This is a genomic window from Arthrobacter sp. JUb119 (assembly GCF_024807995.1).
Taxonomy (GTDB): Bacteria; Actinomycetota; Actinomycetes; order Actinomycetales; family Micrococcaceae; genus Glutamicibacter.
On sequence record NZ_JANUFE010000003.1, the window covers coordinates 160,373 to 179,800 of the forward strand.

Genomic DNA, 19,428 nt, shown 5'->3' on the forward strand with positions numbered 1-19,428 from the left:
CGGAGCCACCGCTGGACGCCATCACACGGTGCGAACAGTCGCTGGATGCGTCCATATGAAAATAGGAGATCAGTAAAATGTCGCAGGCCAAAGACGGTTTAAGTGACACTATCGTGTCAATAGAGCTCTATTGGATATCACTGCCTTTTGATGCCGCGCGGCGAAGCCAGGAAGATTCCAATGCGGAATCAATCGATGCTTTCAATGCATCATCACGCACGTTGACCCAGATGGAATCATTAATGGTGAAGGTGCAAACCGCGGATGGGTTCACCGGCTGGGGCGAAGCCTTCGGCCACAAATCCAATCCCGCGACATGGGCTGCCCTTGAACAGATCGTGGCCCCCTTTTTCTTGGGGCGTTCATCGGCCCTCGACGGGAGCATTGCCTCGGCCGAATATGCATTCCACGCCTTCGGGCGCACCGGACCCATTCACTTCGCACTATCCGCAGTGGACATCGCTCTTTGGGATATAGCGGCACGTCGTGCAGGACAGACGCTGCGGGAATTCATCAATATCGATGCCCGCCATGAAATCAATGCCTACGCGTCTTTGGTCCACTATGCCGAGGATCCGCAGGAGGTTGCTTTTCATCTTTCCAGGGCTTTGGAACACGGATTCAAGGCATTCAAAATCCATGAGTCCTCGATTCCAGCCATCAAGGCCGCACGGCAGGCCGTGGGCTCCCACCCGCTGATGGTCGATGTCAATTGCAAGTGGCATCATCCAGCCGAAGCCGGGTCGTCGATTGCTGCCATGGCGGACCTGGAGCTGCTGTGGATCGAAGAACCGATCTTCCCGCCAGATGATTCGCAATCACTAGCCGCCCTCAATGCTCGTTTCGGCAACGTCTCCGGTGGAGAAAACCATTCAGGGGTCCAGGGGCTGACCTCGGATATGGAACTCGGCGCCCTGCAGTTTGCCCAGCCTAGCGTCGGAAAGATTGGCGGACTCAGCGCCATGCTCAAAATTCGCGAGGCGGGTCAACGGCTTAATGTCCATGTGGTGCCACACTGCTTCTACTACGGTCCGGCCCTCCTGGCCACCGCGCAGCTGATCGCCGCAGACCAGGAAGTCCAGCTTGCCAACGGGTCACTCCGTCCGGAATTGGAAATCCCCTTCCTCGGTTGGGAAACCCAGCTCCACCCTTGGCATGCGCCGCATCAGGGGAAGCTCACTAACGAGGGTACGATCCGTCTGCCAACGGAAGCCGGGCTCGGTTTCACTCCGGATCCAGTCGTTCTTGAAAACCATGCCCTCAAGCATCTGGTCTTGACCACTGCGCCTTGCGAAGGGTAAATGATCCGGCAAGGCAATAGCCGCTTCAAGCATTGCGGACAGCCCGCGATTGCCTGGAGCCCCGCCGTCCAGACGGGAACCTGCCGTGGTTTCAAGCACCCGAGAGGCAGCTCCGGGCGCATTCGACCACAGAGAAGAAAGGGGCAGCAGGCCACCGAAGAAAACACTCGAAAAATCACTTGTGTAATAAGTTTCTTACTTATAGGATAAGTAATTAAATGAGCTTACCCCCACAGTGATCCCAACAGGAGATTCCCGCCATGACCTATACCCCCGACGCCATCCGCCACGTCAAGCTTTCAACGGCCCGGTTGCCGCTGGCCACACCGATCTCCGATGCGAAAGTTTTCACCGGTCGTCAGAAGCCAATGACCGAGGTGGTCTTCCTCTTCGCGGAGATCACCACGGAACAGGGCCATGAGGGTTTCGGGTTCTCCTACTCCAAGCGGGCTGGCGGTCCTGCACAGTACGCCCATGCCAAGGAAGTCGCACAAGCGATGATTGGCGAAGATCCAAGTGACATCGCCAAGTTGTACACCAAGCTCCTCTGGGCCGGCGCTTCGGTGGGCCGCTCTGGTGTGGCGACCCAGGCGTTGGCCGCACTTGATATCGCGCTCTACGACATGAAAGCCAAGCGCGCGGGGCTTCCGCTAGCCAAGTTCCTCGGCTCCCACCGCGATTCGGTGCGCACCTACAATACTTCCGGCGGCTTCTTGAACGCCAGCATCGAGGAGGTCAAGGATCGGGCTACCCAGTCCATCGAGGAAGGGATCGGCGGCATCAAGATCAAGGTCGGCCTGCCGGACAGCGCCGAAGACCTGCGCCGCGTTGCCGCAGTGCGCGAGCATATTGGCCCGGATTTCCCGCTCATGGTCGACGCCAACCAGCAATGGGACCGCGCTACCGCATTGCGCATGGGGCGCAGGCTCGAGGAGTTCAACCTCGTCTGGATCGAAGAACCGCTGGATGCCTACGATGCTGAAGGCCATGCGGCCCTGACCGCTGCCCTGGATACGCCAATAGCCACAGGAGAGATGCTTGCTTCGGTATCCGAGCACGAACGCCTGATTGCCGCACGCGCCTGCGACATCATCCAGCCTGACGCTCCCCGGGTCGGTGGCATCACCCAGTTCCAGAGACTGGCAACTTTCGCTGACCAGGCTGGGCTGGATCTGGCACCGCACTTCGCAATGGAAATCCACTTGCATCTGGCAGCAGCGTACCCACGCGAGCCTTGGGTGGAGCACTTCGACTGGCTCGACCCGCTGTTCAATGAGCACTTGGAAACCAAGGACGGCCGGATGATCGTTCCGAACAGGCCAGGGCTCGGCTTCACCCTGAGCGACCAGGCCCGCGCGTGGACCACCGAAACCGCGCAATTCGGCACCGCCTGAGTCCCCATGACTGGACCTTCGCGCCGGAACCGCCTGCCAGGCGGTTCCGGCGCTTATCCTTTAAGCATGCACAACGCCAAACCCAATCTGGCATCGGCCTTGGTCGGGCACCTGCGCGCGCAGATCAGCGGCGGGGCCATTCCTCCGGGACAGAAGCTGCCCAGCGAGAACGAGCTGATCGCCGAGCACGGGGTATCGCGCACCGTGGTCCGCGAGGCCATCACCCGGCTGCAGGCCGAAGGGCTGGTCTACACGCGGCGCGGCGCGGGCAGCTTCGCTTTGACTCCTCCACCGCCCGCCGAGCCTGCCGCTCAAGCACTGGTTCCGCGGACCGTCGAGGAACGCCGCCAGTTGATCGAGTACCGGGTGGGTTTCGAGACCGAGGCCGCCGCCGTCGCGGCCCGCTCCCGCACCGCGCAGGATTTGTCCGCAATGGACCAGGCCCTGCGGGGCTTCGAGGCCGCAGCGGGCAATGCGGCGGTGAGCATGAGCTGCGATTTCGAGTTCCACCTGGCCGTGGCCAGGGCTACCGGCAATCCCTACTTCGGCCAGGCTGTGGAGAATTTCGGTCCCTCCATGATCGCGATGCCGCGCGGCCGGCTGGATTCGGCCGACACGATCACCGCCGACCGGCTGGGTTCGGTGGCCGCAGAGCACCGCACCGTGCGTGATGCCATTGCCTCCGGCGACCCGCACATGGCGGCCGCGGCCATGCGCATGCATTTGGGCAACTCCATGCTGCGGCTGCAATCCGAAGCGGGGCTCGGCCCCGCGCTTTAGGGCCGGGACGCGGAAAAGACCTCCGGCTGGCCGTGGCAGCTGCCATCAGCTCCATGTCGCCGAGAGGTCTTTCCTTCAAAGTTCCGTACCGGGCCTAGGTGATCACCAGGTCCAGTGCGAAGACCCCGAGCAACCCGAGTACCGCCAACGTCGTGGTGTAGGTGGTGCGCACCGCGAGCGCCTGCCCGACATTGAGGTTGAAATACTCCTTGAACATCCAGAAGCCCGGGTCGTTCACGTGGCTGAAGGCGATCGAGCCGCAGGCGGTGGCCAGCACCATCAGCTCAGGCGACGCTCCGGTGGCCGCGACCAGCGGTGCAGCGATGCCGGCGGCGGTCGATACCGCCACCGTAGCTGATCCCAGCGCGATGCGCAGGATCACCGCAATGATCCAGGCGAGGAACAGCGGGCTGAGATTCCACCCCGCAGTGGTGTCCGCAATGTAGTCGGCAATGCCGGCGGAAACCAGCACCTGCTTGAAGGCGCCGCCGGCGCCGATGACCAGCAGGATCATGGCCATGGCCCGTGCGGCCTCGCTCATCGACTTGGCGACCTGCGCCATGGAACGGTTGTTCAGCGGGCCGAAGGCGGCAATCGCCACCAGCAGGGCGATCAGCAACGCAATTTCCGCAGAGCCCAGCAGCGCGAGCACATCGTCGGCCTCTTTGCTCAGCGTCACGGTCATGCGCAGGATTTCCGAACCGGCAATCAGCACGATGGGCAGCAGCGCCACCAGGAAGGACAAGGCGCCCGAGGGCAGCTCGTCGTCGGCGAAGTCCTTTTCCGCGAGCAGCCCCGAGGGCATCTGCGGGTTCATCTGCCGCACGAAGGACAGCCGCGGCCAGGCCATCGCAATGGCCACACCGGCCGGAATGGCAATGAGCAGGCCGTAGGCCAGCGTCAATCCGACCGATGCGTTGTACAGCCCGGCCACTGCGGTCGGACCCGGGTGCGGGGGCAGGAAGGAATGCATGGTGGACAGCGAGATGGACATGGGCAGGCCCACCCACAGCAGGTTGACCTTGGTGGCGCGCACCAGGGTGAAGGCGACCGGCACCAGGATCACGAACGCGACCTCGTAGAACATGGTCACGCCGATCAGCATCGCGGAAATGATCATGGCCCACTGCACGCCACGCTCGCCGAAGACCGAGAGGATCTTGCGGGCAATGCGCTGCGCCGCCCCGGCGTCGCCCATGACGCGGCCAATCATGGCGCCTAGGCCGATGACGACGGCGGTGCTTCCCAGCTGCCCGCCCAGGCCCTCGGTGATGATCTCCGGGATGTCAGCGACGCCCGCGGGCTCGCCGTCCACGCTCAGCGATCCGGTGGCGACGGCCCAGAAGGCCACGAGGGTGGCGACGAGGATCAGGGCGATGAATCCGTTGAGCTTGAACCTCATCATGAGGATCAGCAGCACGACTACCGCCAGCGCTACGACAAGCAGGGGCATAAAGGGGCTCCGATCTGGGGAATACTTTGGAAAGGGTGGAATCTCGGCATCGCGGGTGGCGGCGGGGGCTTGGGTTTACGTGAGCTGCCGCATATCGCCATGTGCCTGTAGTCACGTTAGTAAGCCGGGATCGCTCCCGTCCAAGACTCGATCCGCATGTTTTGATACCCAGCCGGCATCGCGTTGCGTGCCCGGGTGGCGGCCATCCCCGCGATCCCGCGACATTCCGGCACTCCGCGCCCGGTAGCGCATTCGGCTCGGCGTTTCGGCACTCCCCGGGAACCGTGCATTGAGTGACGAGCCTCACAGTAGTTGACGCGCTGCAACCATTGAGGAGCCACCGGACCGTGGACGCGCAAAGGCCGCGGAAGGCTTCCGTTGAAGCCTTCCGCGGCCCTTGGCAGCGGTGCGGTAGCGGGTCAGCCGGCCTTGACGGCCAGCACCGGATGCTGCGCCTGCAGCAGGATTCGCTGGGCGTGCGAGCCCATGATGAACTTGCCCACCTGGCTGCGCTGGCGCAGCCCGATGACAATCAAGGACACCTCGTGCTTCTCGGCCAGCCCGAGGAACTCCTCGGTCAGGTCATCACGGTAGCTGGACTCCACGATGCGAGCCTCGACTCCCGCCGCGGCGGCAGCTAGCAGTACGCGTTCCAGGTCCTCGGGCGAAGCGGTGTGCTTGTCCACCAGCGACCCCTCGCGCGAGGAGTTCACGATCAGCAACGGTTCGGCGCGCAGCTTCGCCTCGATGATGGCCGCGTCGACGGCGGCCTGCCCTACTGGGGTGGGGACGTATCCCACGATGATGCTCATGCGTTTTCCTTTTCCTTTACGGCCTGCACGGCCACCAAGCGGTTCTTGCGCTGATCGATGGCGGACTTGATCATCGGCCACACGGCCACGAACACGAACACCACCAGCAGCGTTGCGGAGATGGGTCGGGACAGGAAGCCCGAGGGGTCGCCTTCCAGCACCAGCAGGGATCGGCGCAGGTTGGATTCCAGCAGGCTGCCCAGCACGAACGCCAGCACCAGCGGGCCGGGCTCGAAACTGAATTTCTTCATCAGGTAGCCCACGGCGCCGAACATGACCACCAGCATCACGTCGAACATGGAGTTGCGGATGGTGTACGCACCCAGCAGGGTAATCAACGCGGTGATCGGCGCCAGGATCGCGGCGCGGATGCGCAGGATCCGCACGAATACCCCGATCAGCGGGATCGACATGATCAGCAGCAGGATGTTGCCGATATACATCGAGTTCACCACGCCCCAGAACAATTCCGGGTCATTGGAGATCAGCTGCGGGCCGGGGGTGACCCCCTGGATCAGCAGCGCCCCGAAGATGATCGCCATTGTCGCATTCGCAGGAATGCCCAGAGTCAGCAATGGGATGAACGAGCTGGTCGCCGCCGCATTGTTCGCGGTTTCCGGTCCGGCGACACCCTCGATCGCCCCCTTGCCGAAGCGCGTAGGGTCCTTGGCGGTCTTCTTCTCCAGCGCGTAGGAGGCCAGCGAGGAGATCGTCGCGCCGCCGCCAGGCAAGATGCCCAGGAAGAAGCCGAGCACCGACCCGCGGCCGATCGCCCCGGAGGCCTGCTTCAGGTCCTGGCGCCGCGGCCACACGTTGGCCACCTTCAGCGGGGCGGACACGGCCCGGTGCCGCTCCTCCAGGTTGTAGAGGATCTCGCCCACGCCGAACAGGCCCATGGCGATCGGCACGAAGTCGATCCCGTCGGCCAGCGACAGGTTGCCGAAGGTGAAGCGCTCGGCCCCGGTGAAGCCATCGCGACCCACCGTGGCCAGGAACAGGCCCAACGCCGCGGCGATGATCGCCTTGATCTTGGAGCCTCCGGAGATGGTGGCCACCAGCAAGATGCCCAGCAGCGCCAGCGCCGTGTACTCCGGCGGGCCGAAGTCCAGCGCGAAACTGGCCACCAGCGGAGCCAGGAAGGTCAGGCCCACAATGGCGATCGTGCCGCCAATAAACGAGCCGATGGCGGCAATGCCCAGTGCGGTGCCGGCCCGGCCCTGCTTGGCCATGACATAGCCGTCGAAGACCGTCACCACCGAGCTGGCCTCGCCGGGAAGGCGCAGCAGCACCGAGGTGATCGTGCCGCCGTACTGGGCACCGTAGAAGATGCCGGCCAGCATGATGATGGCGGTCACCGGCTCGACACCGTAGGTCAACGGCAGCAGGATCGCGATCGTGGCCGCCGGGCCCAGGCCCGGCAGCACGCCGATCAGCATGCCAATGACAACGCCGAGCAGGCAATACAAGAGGTTTGTGGGGTCCAGGACGGTGCCGAAGCCGTCCAGGACTGGTCCGAAGAAGTCCATGGGAGTCAACCTTTAATTGCGACTTAGAACAGTCGGGGAATCGTGGTGCCGAGCGCGGCAATGAAGATGGCGTAGAAGGCCACGACCACCAGCACCGAATACAAGGCGGCAGAGCGCCAGCGCTCACCGCCCAGCCAGCGCATCCACACGAAGCACAGCAGCAGCGCGGGAATCTCGAAGCCGATCAGTGGCATGAGCACCACCATCAGGATCAGGGTGGCGAAACCAATGACGGTGTACCAGCTCATGGCACTGAACTTCTCCCCGTCCTGCCCGCCGCGCCTGCCCACGATGAGCTGCACCACGGCCATGACGGCGGCAATCAGCGTGACGATGAAGGGCCACATCCCGGCGCTGGGAGCCGCGGGGGTGCCCAGCCCCAGGCCAACGGACAGCGCCATGCCGGCGCAGCCCAGCGCGAGCACCACCAGGCTGGAGGCAAGGTTCGCCACCGGTCCGGCCGGTTCCGGGGCCTCGGCTTCCCACTGGGCGGCGAGTTCCTCCGGGGTCAGCGCCTCGGGCGACGAATCGTCCTCGGGCTGCACCGGGCCGGATTCCGCGCGGGGCGCGGCGGGCACCGGCGGGCGTTCAACGTGTTTGGCTTGCATGATGTCCTCCTGTGCTTGAAGTGTTCCGGATCAGCTGGCTGCCGGGAGGCTACTTGCCGGCCAGCGAGATGTCGTACTCATCGGTCAGTTCCTTGTACTTCGCGGCCAGCTCATTCCATTCGGCGGTGACTTCCTCGCCGGAAATCTCGTTCGGAGTCAGCATGTTCTTCTCGTTGAACGAGGTGTAGGTGTCCGTGGCTACCGCGTCCTTGATGGAGGCCACCAGCTTCTGCTTGGCGTCATCGCTCAGGCCCTTCGGGGCTGCGATGGCGCGGTACTGGGAGACCGGGACTTCATAGCCTGCCTCGATGGCGGTGGGCACATCGGGAAGGAACTCATTGCGCTCGGAGGAGAAGACCACGATCGGGGTGACGGTGCCGGCGTCGATCTGCGGCTTGGCTTCGCCCAGCTGCACTGTGGAGACCTGTACCTGGTCGCCCATGACGGCGGTCAGTGCCGGGGAACCCGAGTCGAATGGTACTGTGGTGCCTTCGATGCCCGCCTGGGCCAGGATCAGTTCCTGGGCCAGCTGCGAGCCGGTGCCCACGCCGGTAGTGCCGAAGGACAGCTTCTTGCCGCTGTTCTTGATGTCATCGAAGTTCTCCATACCCGACTTGGTGCTGGCTACCATGACGTAGTCATCCTGGCTCAGTCCCATGAGGACATCGAGGTCATCGAGCGAAACCGCCTCGTCCGCGGATACCGCCAGCGGGGTAATGGTGATCAACGAGGCGTTGAGCAGCACGAGGTTCTGCCCGTCCGGGGCCATGGCCGCCACTTCTTCGGTGGCCAGCGCGCCGTTGGCGCCCGGCTTGTTCACCACGGGCAGGGCCACGCCCAGGGAATCCGCCATGCCGTCCGCCGCGGCGCGCGCGATCAGGTCGGTGGAGCCGCCAGGCGCCTGGCCGACGGTCAGGGTGATGGGGCCGCTGGGGAATTCGGCGGAGGCCGAGCCCCCGCCGACGTTGCCGCCGCAGGCGGAAAGCGCTAGTACCGCGCCAGTGGCCGAGAGGGCGAGCAGCGAGCGGCGAGTCAAGCGATTTTTCATGGGAAGTTCTCCTGTGGTGTCGAGTGTGGGACCCCGGCCGAGGCCTCGAGTGAGACAGCTCACCTTGCTGGTCTTGGAGTCAAGCGTAGAAACTTGAAGTGATGCATGTCCAAGGTTGAATGTGCATAGAATGATTCCAGAAAGGTATCAAATGTTTACTCTGGACCAAGCACGCAGTTTCGTTGCCGTTGCCGAGGAATTGCACTTCGGCCGTGCCGCCGAGCGGCTGAACATGACTCAGCCGCCGCTGAGCCGGCAGATCCAGAAACTCGAGCGCACGGTCGGCGTGGAACTGCTCGAGCGCGACAACCGCCGCGTGGCCCTCACCGCGGCGGGCCATGCTTTCCTCCAGGATGCCCGCCGGCTGGTCGTGGCCGCCGAGCGTGCCCCGGACAATGCCCGCCGCATCGCCGCCGGCCAGCTGGGCGAGCTGCGCATCGGCTTCACCGCGGCCTCGGGCTTCAGCCTGCTCGGCCCGCTGCTGGGAGAAATCTCGGCGCAGATGCCGCAGGTGCATCTGGAGCTGTCGGAAATGGTGACCGGCGAGCAGGTCGACGCCCTGCTGGACGGCGACATCGACCTGGGCTTAGCCCGCCCGCCCTTCGACGAGAAGCTCTTCGAATCCGCACTGCTATTAACCGAGGGGCTCTACGTGGCAGTGCCCTCCGGCCACCGGCTGGCCCGGCTGCAGCGGGAGGTATTGTTCGATGACCTGCGCAACGAACCGCTGATCATGCACTCCCCCACCAAGGCCCGCTACTTCTACGACCTGGTGGTGCGCCGCGTCGACATCGAGCACAAGAACGTGCGCCATACCGTCAGCCAGGTGCTGACCATGCTCGCGCTGGTCTCCGCCGGGCGCGGTATTGCTTTCGTCCCAGAGAGTGCCAAGCTGCTGGGCGTGGGCGGGGTCAGCTACCTGCGGCTGGGCGAGGTTACCGACGATCCGGTGCAGCTGCACGCCATCTGGAGCAAGTCCTCGCGCAATCCGGCGCTGGAACGGGTGGTCTCGATCGTGCGCCACGCACTGCACGCTGAATGATGCACAGTAGGTATCAAACAATACAAATATGGGCTTGGACAGGCATCATAGAGGGTTCCTAGGCTGAGGGTAATACCAATGCACCGCCCCCCAGCTTTCCCGCCTCGCCTGAGGTGGGAACCAGTCAAAGGAACAAACCATGGCCCAGTACACCCCCGCCGAACTTGCCTCCAAGCTCAAGGACGGGTTGCTCTCCTTCCCGGTCACCGCATTCGACGCGAACCTGGAAATCGACGAGGCCGCTTACCGCAACCACCTGGCCTGGCAGTCCAGCTTCGACGTCGCGGGACTGTTCGCCGCCGGAGGCACCGGCGAAGGCTTCACGCTGACCCCGGCAGAGGCCTCGCGTGTGGTCCGCATGGCAGTGGAAGAAGCCGGCTCCAAGGTTCCGGTGCTGGCCTCGGCCGGCGGTTCGACCAAGCAGGCCATCCAGAACGCGCAAGACGCCGAGGCCGCAGGGGCCGAAGGCCTGCTGCTGCTGCCGCCGTACCTGACCGAATGCGACCAGGAAGGGCTCTACCAGCACGCGTCGGCCATCTGCGCATCGACGACGACCGGCGTAATCGTCTACAACCGCGCCAACGCGATCTATTCGGCGGACACCGTGGCCCGGCTGGCCGATAACCACGAGAACTTCATCGGCTTCAAGGACGCGCTGGGCGACATCGAGCACCTGACCAAGGTGTACGCCAAGAACGGCGACCGCCTGTTCTACCTGGGCGGGCTGCCTACCGCGGAGACCTTCGCGCTGCCGCTGCTGCAGCTGGGCATGAGCACCTACTCCTCGGCCATGTACAACTTCGTTCCGGAATTCGCGCTGGACTTCTACAAGGATGTGCGCGCCCAGGACCTGAAGGCGGTCAACGAGAAGCTGAACCGCTTCGTGCTGCCGTACCTGGAAATCCGCGACCGCGTCAAGGGTTACGGCGTATCCATCGTCAAGGGCGGGCTGAAGGCCATCGGCCGCGACTCCGGCTCGGTGCGCCCGCCGCTGCAGGATCTGACCGAGCAGGACCTGGCGGACCTGTCCGCGCTGATCCAGCAGGCAGGGATCGTTCCCGCCGGCGCGAGCCTCTGACCAGCACTGGCACTTTACGACACACCAATCAGTCGACTCAGGAGCAATTCATGAGCACAACCACGCAGAACCTCACCGGCCAGTCCATCCTCGCCGGCGCCAGCACCGAAGGCAACGGGCGCAAGGTCAACGGCTATAACCCGGCGACCAACGAGCGCCTGGAACCTGCCTACAGCCTCATCGATGAGCAGCAGCTGAAGCTGGCCACCGCTGCGGCGGCCGAGGCCTTCGAGTCCTTCCGGTCCTTGGAACCGTCGAAGCACGCAGAGTTCCTGGAAGCCATCGCGGAGAACATCGAGGCAGTGGGCGCCGAACTGGTCGCTCGCGCCATGGCCGAAACCGGCTTGCCCGAGGCGCGCCTGACCGGCGAGCGCGGGCGCACCACCGGACAGCTGCGGCTGTTCGCGCAGGTGGTACGCCAGGGCGACCAGCACGGCGTGCGCGTGGACCCGGCCCTGCCAGAGCGCACCCCGGCCCCGCGCGTGGACATCCGGCAGCGCAAGATCCCGGTGGGCCCGGTCGCGGTGTTCGGCGCGTCGAACTTCCCGCTGGCGTTCTCCACCGCCGGCGGCGACACCGCCAGCGCGCTGGCTGCCGGCTGCCCGGTGGTCTTCAAGGCCCACAATGCGCACCCCGGAACCAGCGAGATTGTTGGCCATGCCATCAGCAAGGCCGTCGCCGACTTCGGGCTGCACCCGGGAGTCTTCTCCCTGGTTTATGGCCCCGGCGCGTCGATCGGCCAGGCGCTGGTGAAGGATCCGGCCATCAAGGCCGTGGGCTTCACCGGTTCGCGGGCCGGCGGCACCGCCCTGATGGCCGCCGCGGCCGCGCGACCGGAACCTGTCCCGGTGTATGCCGAGATGAGCTCCATCAACCCGGTGATTTTCTTCGAAGGAGCTTTGGCGCAGGATCCCGTTGCGCAGGCCAAGGCCTACTTGGCTTCTGTTGTCGGTTCTTCCGGGCAGCTGTGCACCGCACCGGGTCTCGTCTTTGTTCCCACTGGAGCTGCCGGCGACGCATTCGCCCGCGCCGTCAGCGGCCAGGCACCGGAAACTTCCGGGCAGACGATGCTCACCGAGGGAATCTACAATTCCTGGACCGCTGGTGTCCAAGCGCTCGGCAGCCAGGACGGTGTCGAACTGCTGGGCCGTGGCACCGAAGGGGCAACCGAGAACGCTCCGGCACCGGCCATCTACACCGCTGGAGTGGAGCAGCTGCTGGCCAACCCGGTGCTGCAAGACGAAATCTTCGGAGCCGCCTCGCTGGTGATTCGCTACGCCGATGCCGCACAGCTGCAAACCGCGCTGGGCCGGCTGGAAGGCCAGCTCACCGCCACCTTGCAGCTGGACGATTCGGATCACGAAGCCGCAGGGCAGATCATCGGGACGCTGGAAACCAAGGTCGGGCGCATCCTGGTCAACGGATGGCCAACCGGTGTGGAAGTGGGCCACGCGATGGTGCACGGAGGTCCGTTCCCGGCAACGTCCGACCCGCGGACCACCTCGGTGGGCACCCTGGCCATCGAGCGCTTCCTGCGCCCGGTCGCCTACCAGAACTTCCCGGACGCGCTTTTGCCCAAGCCCATCGCGGAAGACAATCCGTGGAAGTTGACCCGCCGGATTGACGGCGTCCTGCAGGCGAAAGGCGAATAATCCATGACTTCCCAGCCCACCATTGCCTCGGTGAAGGTCATCCCGGTCGCCGGGCATGACTCCATGCTGCTGAACCTCTCCGGGGCGCACGGGCCGTTCTTCACGCGCAATATCGCTATCATCACTGACTCCGAAGGCCGCACTGGCCTCGGCGAGGTACCTGGCGGCGAAGCGATCCGTTCGACCATAGAGGAGGCCGGCACACTGATTACCGGCGCCCCTGTGGCGACTTACCGTTCGCTGCTGCGCCAGGTGGCAGCCCGCTTCGCAGACCTCGATTCCGGCGGACGCGGTGCACAGACCTTCGATTTGCGCACCACCGTGCACGCAGTCACCGCACTTGAGTCTGCACTGCTGGATTTGCACGGCCAGTTCCTCGGAGTGCCGGCGGCCGAACTGCTCGGCGATGGGCAGCAGCGCGACGCGGTTCCGATGCTCGGTTACCTGTTCTACGTGGGCAACCCGGATACGACGGATCTGCCGTATCTGCGCGAACCGCAGGGCAACGACGATTGGGAGCGCTTGCGCCGCGAGGAAGCCATGACGCCAGAAGCCGTGGTGCGCCTGGCCGAGGCGGCGCAGGCACGTTACGGGTTCAAGGATTTCAAGCTGAAGGGCGGCGTCCAGGACGGGGACTCCGAGGTCGATGCTGTCATCGCTTTGAAGGAACGCTTCCCCGAAGCCCGGATCACGCTTGACCCCAATGGCGGCTGGCTGCTCGAAGATGCTATCCGGCTTGGCAAGCGCATGCGTGGAGTGGTGGCCTATGCCGAGGATCCGTGCGGCCCTGAGGGCCGCTTCTCGGGCCGCGAGGTCATAAGCGAATTCCGCAGGGCGACCGGTCTGCAGACCGCCACGAACATGATTGCGACTGACTGGCGAGAAATGGCGCACGCGGTGCGCACCAATGCGGTAGACATCCCCCTGGCAGATCCGCATTTCTGGACCATGTCCGGTTCAGTGCGCGTTGCCCAGCTGTGCAACGAGTTCGGACTGACTTGGGGGTCGCACTCGAACAACCACTTCGACATTTCGCTGGCGATGTTCACCCAGGTCGGCGCCGCTGCTCCGGGCGAGATCACGGCACTCGATACCCACTGGATCTGGCAGGATGGACAGGGCCTGACCGAGGAACCATTGGTGATTCGGGACGGAGAGATCAAGGTTCCGCAGCGGTCCGGCTTGGGTGTCAGCCTGGACATGGATCGGGTCGCCCAAGCCCACGAACTGTACCTGGAACATGGGTTGGGCTCGCGTGACGACTCGGTGTCCATGCAATACCTGATTCCCGGCTGGACCTTCGATTCGAAGAGTCCCGCGCTGGTTCGCTGATGGGCTGCCAGGGAATCTGAATAATGCACCGTGGACGGTAGAGGGAGCATTCGCACCCTCGCCGTCCACGGCTTCGAGAAGCCCCGGAGCTGGGAACACCAGTACCGGGCGGGAAAGGCAATATGCAAGGAGTTCTACAGGGATTCTCCGTTGTCTTGATCCTCATCGGCATCGGCCTGCTGACGTCGGTCGCGCTGCCGCGACAACGCGCGGCCATTGCCCAGGGGCTGACCCCGCTCATCTTCTACATCACCAACCCCGCCCTGATGTTCACTCTGCTTGCCAGCACCGATCTGCATGCGGTGGTTGGTGTATTCACCCCGATAGCCTTGATGGTTGCCGTGCTGACCGGCTCCGCTTATGCCTTGGTCGCGCGGCTGACCTTCAAGACTCCAGCTCATCGGCTGCCCGTTGCGGCCATGTCCACGAGTTATGTGAATGCTGGAAATATCGGTGTGCCGCTGGCCCTTTATGCGGTGGGCAGCACCAGTCCCGTAGTGTCGGTGCTCATCGCGCAGTTGCTGATCATCGCTCCCGTCTACCTGTGCATGTTCGCGGTGCTCTCCCGCGCCAAGTCCGGTGGCGCGGATAGCCTGCCCGGTGCGAAAATGATCCTCAAGCCCATCGCCAACCCTGTCACTATTGCGACCTTCCTCGGTGCGGTGTTCTCCTTCTTTGGCCTGGCACTGCCCGAAGTCATTCATGCGCCAGTGCAAATGATTGGCGACGCATCCATCCCCCTGTTGCTGATGTCCTTTGGAATGGCGCTATACGGCCAGCGTCCATTGTCAGATAAGAACCTGCGCGGCGAAATCTATCTGGCGACCGCGTTCAAGGTGTTCTTCATGCCTTTGCTCGCCTGGCTCGTTGCCCGCTTCGTTTTCGGCCTATCCGGAATCGAACTTCTCGGAGTAGTGATCATGGCGGCGCTTCCAACCGCGCAAAACGTCTTGCTGTTTGCCCAGCAATTCAAGTTGCCCGTCGCCGTGCCGCGCGAAGTGGTGCTGGCAAGCACCCTGCTGACCTTTCCCAGTGTGCTGGTCATTGCCTTCTTGCTGGGCTAGATACGTGCAGCACCGGTATTCGCGCCGGTGGGCATCTTGGGCCTGCCGAAGCAATCCGTTGCCAGCTGTCTCCCGAACGGTAACTCGGCGGAACTGATGGGCTGGCCAAGCGTCCAGCCGATGAGCTGGCAACCAAGGCGCTATCAGCCATCGCACGGTGCCGAATCCGGAGGGACGCCATTTATTCAATGAATTAGCCAAGATACCTAGCACGCTTGGACCAAGGCTTCGACGCCAGGAGAGCTGGATCCCGGAATGTACTTCTAGCGTGAAACAACTTTGGAAAGATAGCGTTCGCTATGCAAATAATTATGTGTTTTCCATGGTCAGTGCGGATCTGAAAATTTCGAACTCCCCAAACATGCAGATAACCATCATTCATTTTTCGAATCTGCGAGTCCGCCGGGATAGTTCCACAGAAATATGTGAAACACCTTTTTAGTACATGAGCGAATATAAAAGATTTATTTGAGAAGTACTTCCTTTAGGAGTTGCCGAGCAGTTACGCTCCTACCGGCACACACCACATCGATTGATCACCGACCTTTGTGCGCCCAAAAACCCTACAAGGAGAACATCAATGGCACGTTTTTCTACCCCTCTTCGGAGAACCCTGGCCGTCTCCGCGGCCGTAGTGATCGGCATGAGCGGCTTCGGCGCTGGCGCCTTGCCAGCTACCGCCTCCCCCGTATCGGCTCCCGCTGAAAAGTCCCTCCCCAAGGCAAATGGCGAAGACAAGGTCAAGATCGGTTCGGTTCAATCAGGCGAGGCCTACGACCAGTTCATCGTCACCTACAAGGCTTCAGCCACGCAGACGGGCAAGTCCTCCCGCGCCAAGGCCTGGGGCAAAGCAGCCAAGGCAGCAGGCGTTACCGTCAAGGAAATGCGAGCCATGGCCACCGGCAGCTTCGTGGTGAAGGCCGACAAGAAACTCAAGGGCAAAGGCGCCAAGGAGTTCATGGCCGATATTGCGCAGTCTGGTCTCGTGGAATCGGTGGAACCCGATGCCATTATGAAGATTTCCATGACGCCTAACGACACCCGGTACGGCGAGCAGTGGCACTACAGCGGCACCAACGGGATGCGCTTGCCTTCGGCCTGGGACATCGCCACCGGCGAGGGCAGCATCGTCGCTGTCCTGGATACCGGCATCACCTCGCACTCGGACCTGAACGCCAACATCGTTTCCGGCTACGACTTCGTCTCCAGCTCTACCTCGGCCCGCGACGGCAACGGCCGCGACGCGAACCCCCAGGATGAGGGCGACTGGTACGCCGCCGGCGAATGCGGCGGCAGCTACTCGGGCAATTCCTCTTGGCACGGCACCCACGTGGCCGGCACCGTAGCCGCAGTCACCAACAACTCCAGCGGCGTGGCCGGAGTTGCCCCGGATGCCAAGATCCAGCCGGTCCGCGTCCTGGCCAAGTGCGGCGGCAGCCTGTCCGATATCGCCGATGCCATCATTTGGGCTTCGGGCGGTTCGGTCCCGGGAATTGCCAATAACCCAACCCCGGCAGACACCATCAACATGTCCCTGGGCGGTGGCGGCGCTTGCGGAACTACCTACCAGGCGGCCATCAACGCCGCGGTTCTGCGCGGCACCTCGGTGGTAGTTGCCGCCGGCAACGAAAGCCAGAACGCTTCGAATTCCCGCCCGGCCAACTGCGAAAACGTCATTACCGTAGCGGCAAGCAACCCTTCGGGCGCTCCGTCGTACTACACGAACTACGGCTCGGCCGTTGACGTCACCGCACCTGGTGGCGACACCCGCTACGCCGGCCAAGGCGTGCTGTCCACCATCAATACCGGCACCACTACTCCATCCAGCCAGGGCTATGCCTTCTACCAGGGCACTTCCATGGCCACCCCGCACGTAGCGGGCATGGTCGCACTGATGAAGTCGGCAGACCCTGGGATGTCCCCCGCCTCCGTGGAAACTGCGTTGAAGCAGGGCACCCGCGCGATGCCAGGCGGTTGCAGCATCGGTTGCGGCGCCGGACTGGTGGATGCCGCCAAGATCATGAATGCCCTGGACGGCAGCAACCCAACACCAACCCCGGAGCCAACTCCGGATCCGGAGCCAAGCGGCAACCTGCTGAAGAATGCTGGCTTCGAGAACGGGGCGGATTACTGGACCGCCAACCGCGCCGACACCTTCGAGTCCGGCTCGGCAGCCCGCTCCGGCAGCGGATTAGCTGGGCTGAATGGTTGGGGCAATTCCAACACCTACACCCTGGACCAGAAGGTCGCCATCCCGGCAGATGCCACCAATGCGCAGCTGGAGTTCTACCTGCATGTGCTGACCAATGAAACTACTGCCTATAGCCAGTACGACAAGCTGACCGTACAGGTTCTGGACGGCTACGGAACCTACAACATGGGCACCTGGTCGAACTTGGATGCCGGCTCGTCGTACGAACTGCAGGCTGTTGACCTGAACAACTTCCGCGGTAAGACCGTTACTTTGCGTTTCAAGGGCGTGGAAGACAGCTCGCAGGCTACCTTGTTCCGCATTGATGATGCATCGGTAGCCGCCAGCTAGAGGATCGACCAGAAAAGTCCACTATTACCTGCGCAAGCGCGGCACCAATCGGTGCCGCGCTTGCTGCGGGAAAGATAGGGATATCGCCTAGCTCAAGGTCCAGGAGCGCTTGGACAGGCCGTACCAGAAACCGTCAATTGCCGTCTTGGCATCAATTCCACCCGAGGCGTATGCCGCACCCAGCGCAACGTACAGCGGAGCCCAATGCTCCGAGCGCGGGTGCGCTTCGCGGGCCGCCGGGGCCTTGTGCAGGAAGTCGAGGATGGAGTCCACATCCCCGCGGGCCATTGCCTCCTCGGCCCAATGGTCGAACTCGCTGGAGGCCGATGGCGGCGCCGAATCCGGCCCGCCGGCTGGGTTGAACCAGCGCAAGTTGTGGGTGGTGAATCCGGAACCAACGATCAAGGTTCCCCGCTCGCGCAAGGGCGCCAAGCTCTTGCCCAGATCAAAGAGTCCTGCAGGATCCAGTGTTGGCATGGACATCTGCACCACAGGTACATCCGCATCCGGGAACATTTCCTTCAGCGGCACGTAGGCGCCATGGTCCAGCCCACGCGTCTCGTCGCGCTCCACGTGATGGCCATAAGCCGAGGTCAGCCGTTCGACTTCATTGGCCAGCTCGGGCGCCATTGGCGCATCGTAGCGAACGTCGTAGTACTTCTGGTCGAAGCCCCAGAAGTCGTAGACCAATTCGTTCTTCTGCTGGGTAGCACTCAGCGTCACCGGCGCATTTTCCCAGTGCGCGGAGATCATCAGAATATCTTTCGGCTTCTCGAAAGTGCCGGACCAGCTAGCCAGCTCCTGGGTCCAGCGCTGGTCGTCGGCCAGTGGCGGTGCACCATGGCTAAGGAACAAGACGGGAGGGGTATCGGATAGCTGATTCATGATTAAAAACTACCAACCATTAGTTGAAGCGTCAAGCTTTATTTTCATGAATCCCGATATCCAATTCATGCAAGACCCTCAATGCTCTCCAAGAGGGCCGTGGACAGTGCGGACAGCTTCGCCGCACCACGTTGGGTCCAACGCCAGCGGCAACGGAGGCCATGGCTTTCTTGCTCTGCTTCTGAGCGGCGGCGGGAATCTATTGCTTCTCTAATCACGAATGCAATTGGCAAGTCGGTCCTAAGCTGCGCCGGAGCAGTGGAACTGTACGGCTTTGCAGGCATCAGGCGTTGCCTGGCCAGTCTTTTCCAAGCCATTAATTACGCTCAGCTGGGGATTCGCAGTACGTTCAACACTTCGGCTTCGAACGGCTGCGGTCTCCAATATCAGACTTATTGACCATTAATCTTTAGAATGGTTTGTATGCAAGAAGAAGAACTGATGCAGACGGTCGAAGAAGAATTCACCGCCATCTTATTGCGCGCCCGCCAGATGCTGATCCGTCGCGCCAAGATCATCCACCCGGACCTGCAGGATCCGGGGTACCGCTTGCTTGCAGTGGTCATCCGTGATGAAGCCCAGCAACAGGGAGCACTCGCAGAAAAACTGCGTCTGGACAAGGCGACTATTTCCCGCCTCGTGCAGCACCTCGAGTCTCTGGAACTTGTCACCCGCACCCAGGATCCTTCCGATGGCCGAGCCCAGCTGGTCTCGGCAACAGAAAACGCCAAGGAAAAATGGCGCTCCAGCGGTAACACGCTGCGTGAGGAACTGCGCCGCCAGCTCAAGGAATGGGAAGCCTCCGAACTGAAGAATTTTGGAGATCTCCTGCACCGCCTCAACGACAGTTTTGAACAGATTCTCTAGTCCCCGATCATCAGCTGAAGCCTTGGAGACCTTCTGGTTTCCAA

The 19,428-nt window shown here is 62.9% G+C and carries 16 protein-coding genes; 10 read left to right on the forward strand and 6 right to left on the reverse strand.

Annotated elements, in window-relative coordinates:
• The first annotated feature begins 77 nt into the window (after nt 1-77).
• The 3 genes from M2368_RS09760 to M2368_RS09770 all read left to right on the forward strand — a co-directional run bounded on the left by M2368_RS09760 (nt 78) and on the right by M2368_RS09770 (nt 3,475).
• Nucleotides 78-1,301: a mandelate racemase/muconate lactonizing enzyme family protein gene (locus M2368_RS09760; RefSeq protein WP_105656290.1), complete on the forward strand. Its 1,224-nt coding sequence runs from the start codon at nt 78-80 to the stop codon at nt 1,299-1,301.
• A 260-nt stretch (nt 1,302-1,561) separates the two neighbouring features.
• Nucleotides 1,562-2,695: an L-talarate/galactarate dehydratase gene (locus M2368_RS09765; RefSeq protein WP_105656289.1), complete on the forward strand. Its 1,134-nt coding sequence runs from the start codon at nt 1,562-1,564 to the stop codon at nt 2,693-2,695.
• Nucleotides 2,696-2,761: 66 nt separating this feature from the next.
• The gene (locus M2368_RS09770; protein WP_133834028.1) at nt 2,762-3,475 is read left to right on the forward strand and encodes a FadR/GntR family transcriptional regulator; all 714 of its coding nucleotides are present in this window, start codon (nt 2,762-2,764) and stop codon (nt 3,473-3,475) included.
• Between the two features lie 94 nt (nt 3,476-3,569).
• Here the strand turns inward: M2368_RS09770 and M2368_RS09775 are convergent, their stop codons facing one another.
• The 5 genes from M2368_RS09775 to M2368_RS09795 form a co-directional block, all read right to left on the reverse strand.
• The gene (locus M2368_RS09775) at nt 3,570-4,928 is read right to left on the reverse strand and encodes a GntT/GntP/DsdX family permease (protein WP_332730670.1); all 1,359 of its coding nucleotides are present in this window, start codon (nt 4,926-4,928) and stop codon (nt 3,570-3,572) included.
• A 419-nt stretch (nt 4,929-5,347) separates the two neighbouring features.
• Nucleotides 5,348-5,740, reverse strand: a complete 393-nt coding sequence (locus M2368_RS09780) for a universal stress protein (protein WP_105656286.1) — start codon at nt 5,738-5,740, stop codon at nt 5,348-5,350.
• A complete protein-coding gene (locus M2368_RS09785) occupies nt 5,737-7,266 on the reverse strand; it encodes a tripartite tricarboxylate transporter permease (protein WP_498724403.1) in 1,530 nt (509 codons plus the stop codon). Before M2368_RS09785 ends, M2368_RS09780 begins: the two co-directional genes overlap by 4 nt.
• Nucleotides 7,267-7,289: 23 nt before the next feature.
• On the reverse strand, nt 7,290-7,874 hold the full coding sequence (locus M2368_RS09790; RefSeq protein ID WP_105656284.1) for a tripartite tricarboxylate transporter TctB family protein: 585 nt from the start codon (nt 7,872-7,874) through the stop codon (nt 7,290-7,292).
• A gap of 49 nt (nt 7,875-7,923) precedes the next feature.
• Nucleotides 7,924-8,922, reverse strand: coding sequence for a Bug family tripartite tricarboxylate transporter substrate binding protein (locus M2368_RS09795; protein WP_105661987.1), 999 nt, complete (start codon nt 8,920-8,922; stop codon nt 7,924-7,926).
• A gap of 151 nt (nt 8,923-9,073) precedes the next feature.
• Between M2368_RS09795 and M2368_RS09800 the strand changes: the two genes are divergently transcribed.
• From M2368_RS09800 to M2368_RS09825, 6 genes are all read left to right on the forward strand, one after another.
• Complete coding sequence (locus tag M2368_RS09800) at nt 9,074-9,964, forward strand: LysR family transcriptional regulator (RefSeq protein WP_105656282.1); 891 nt, start codon at nt 9,074-9,076, stop codon at nt 9,962-9,964.
• A 139-nt stretch (nt 9,965-10,103) separates the two neighbouring features.
• Nucleotides 10,104-11,042, forward strand: coding sequence for a 5-dehydro-4-deoxyglucarate dehydratase (gene kdgD / locus M2368_RS09805; protein WP_105656281.1), 939 nt, complete (start codon nt 10,104-10,106; stop codon nt 11,040-11,042).
• A gap of 50 nt (nt 11,043-11,092) precedes the next feature.
• Entirely contained in the window at nt 11,093-12,694 is a 1,602-nt protein-coding gene (locus M2368_RS09810; protein WP_402696927.1) for an aldehyde dehydrogenase (NADP(+)), read from the forward strand.
• Between the two features lie 3 nt (nt 12,695-12,697).
• Nucleotides 12,698-14,026, forward strand: coding sequence for an enolase C-terminal domain-like protein (locus M2368_RS09815; protein WP_402696925.1), 1,329 nt, complete (start codon nt 12,698-12,700; stop codon nt 14,024-14,026).
• 122 nt (nt 14,027-14,148) lie between these two features.
• Nucleotides 14,149-15,090, forward strand: coding sequence for an AEC family transporter (locus tag M2368_RS09820; protein WP_402696924.1), 942 nt, complete (start codon nt 14,149-14,151; stop codon nt 15,088-15,090).
• Between the two features lie 580 nt (nt 15,091-15,670).
• Nucleotides 15,671-17,632: a S8 family peptidase gene (locus tag M2368_RS09825; protein WP_426733516.1), complete on the forward strand. Its 1,962-nt coding sequence runs from the start codon at nt 15,671-15,673 to the stop codon at nt 17,630-17,632.
• 87 nt (nt 17,633-17,719) lie between these two features.
• Here the strand turns inward: M2368_RS09825 and M2368_RS09830 are convergent, their stop codons facing one another.
• On the reverse strand, nt 17,720-18,517 hold the full coding sequence (locus M2368_RS09830; RefSeq protein WP_105656276.1) for a dioxygenase family protein: 798 nt from the start codon (nt 18,515-18,517) through the stop codon (nt 17,720-17,722).
• A 423-nt stretch (nt 18,518-18,940) separates the two neighbouring features.
• Here M2368_RS09830 and M2368_RS09835 point away from each other — a divergent pair, with 423 nt between their 5' ends.
• Complete coding sequence (locus M2368_RS09835) at nt 18,941-19,384, forward strand: MarR family winged helix-turn-helix transcriptional regulator (protein WP_181148765.1); 444 nt, start codon at nt 18,941-18,943, stop codon at nt 19,382-19,384.
• Nucleotides 19,385-19,428 lie beyond the last annotated feature (44 nt).